The 1,197-nt window shown below is 71.8% G+C and carries 2 protein-coding genes; both read right to left on the bottom strand.

Features of this window, described 5'->3' with window-relative positions; translation table 11 throughout:
• Positions 1-117: 117 nt before the first annotated feature.
• Positions 118-546, bottom strand: a complete 429-nt coding sequence (locus tag DQW06_RS04710) for an organic hydroperoxide resistance protein (RefSeq protein WP_013152971.1) — start codon at positions 544-546, stop codon at positions 118-120.
• 65 nt (positions 547-611) lie between these two features.
• Positions 612-1,079: a MarR family winged helix-turn-helix transcriptional regulator gene (locus DQW06_RS04705; protein WP_013152970.1), complete on the bottom strand. Its 468-nt coding sequence runs from the start codon at positions 1,077-1,079 to the stop codon at positions 612-614.
• Between the last annotated feature and the right edge of the window lie 118 nt (positions 1,080-1,197).

The raw sequence follows: 1,197 nt of genomic DNA, 5'->3' as shown, positions 1-1,197 counted from the left end.
CGCGGGCGCCGGTGGGGAGCGGCGGCCGCCTCGACGCGGGGCGCGCCCGCGAGCGGTGGCGGGCGGACAGGACGGAGCCCCCCGGGGATGTCCTCGGGGGGCTCCGCGCAGGTGTCGCTAGGCGGTCTTGGCCGTCAGGGTCACCTCGATGTTGCCGCGGGTGGCGCGGGAGTAGGGGCACATCTGGTGCGCGCCCTCGACCAGCTCCTCGGCCTTGGCCTGGTCCACGCCCGGGATGGTGACGGTCAGCGCCACGGCCAGGGCCATACCGTCGTCGGCCTTGCCCAGGCTGACCTGGGCGTCGATGGTGGAGCCGTCGACGTCGACCTTCTCCTTGCGGGCGACGGCCTTGAGGGCGCCGTGGAAGCAGGCGCCGTAGCCGACCGCGAAGAGCTGCTCGGGGTTGGTGCCGGGGCCGTCGTCGCCGCCCATGCCCTTGGGCACGGACAGGTCGACCTCCAGGCGGCGGTCGTCGGTGCGACCGGTGCCCTTGCGGCCCTCTCCGGTGACGGTGGCGTTGGCGGTGTACATCACGTCGTAGGCCATGGTTGCCTCTCTCCTTCGTGGTCCGTGATCGGTGTGGTGGTACGGGTGGGGGCCCGCGGTCCCGTTCAGCACGGGCTGTGCCTGCGGGAGGCGGTCTCCACCGAACGCGTGAGCAGGCCGAGCGCCTCCTGCAACTCCCGGGCCCGCTCCCGGGGCAGCCCGGCCGAGCACATGACCCGTTCGGGGACCTCCTCGGCACGTGCGCGCAGCGCGTCGCCCTTCGGGGTGGCCGAGACCTCGACGACGCGCTCGTCGGTGGAACTGCGTTCGCGGGTCAGGAGCCCGGCGCACTCCAGGCGGCGCAGCAGCGGCGAGAGCGTGCCCGAGTCCAGGTGCAGGGCCCGGCTGAGCTCCTTGACGGTGAGCGTTCCGCGCTCCCAGAGCACGAGCATGACCAGGTACTGGGGGTAGGTCAGTTCCAGGTCGCCCAGCAGTTCCCGGTAGAGCCCGGTCATGGCCCGGGAGGCCGCGTAGAGGGAGAAGCACAGCTGGTTGTCCAGGGCGAGGGGGTTCTCCCCTTGCTCGTCGGCCACGGTGTTCCCTCCTGCGCGTGCGGAACCGTTCGGTGGGCACCACCGTAACAGAATTAAGTTGCACGCAACATGATCGTGCGCAACTTTTTTGGTGTGTCGCGGGTGCCCCCCCCCCGCC

Source organism: Nocardiopsis sp. TNDT3, assembly GCF_003427465.1.
GTDB classification, from domain to species: Bacteria; Actinomycetota; Actinomycetes; order Streptosporangiales; family Streptosporangiaceae; genus Nocardiopsis; species Nocardiopsis dassonvillei.
Note: the sequence above shows the minus strand (reverse complement) of the source record. Positions and strands in the feature narration are given on the sequence as shown.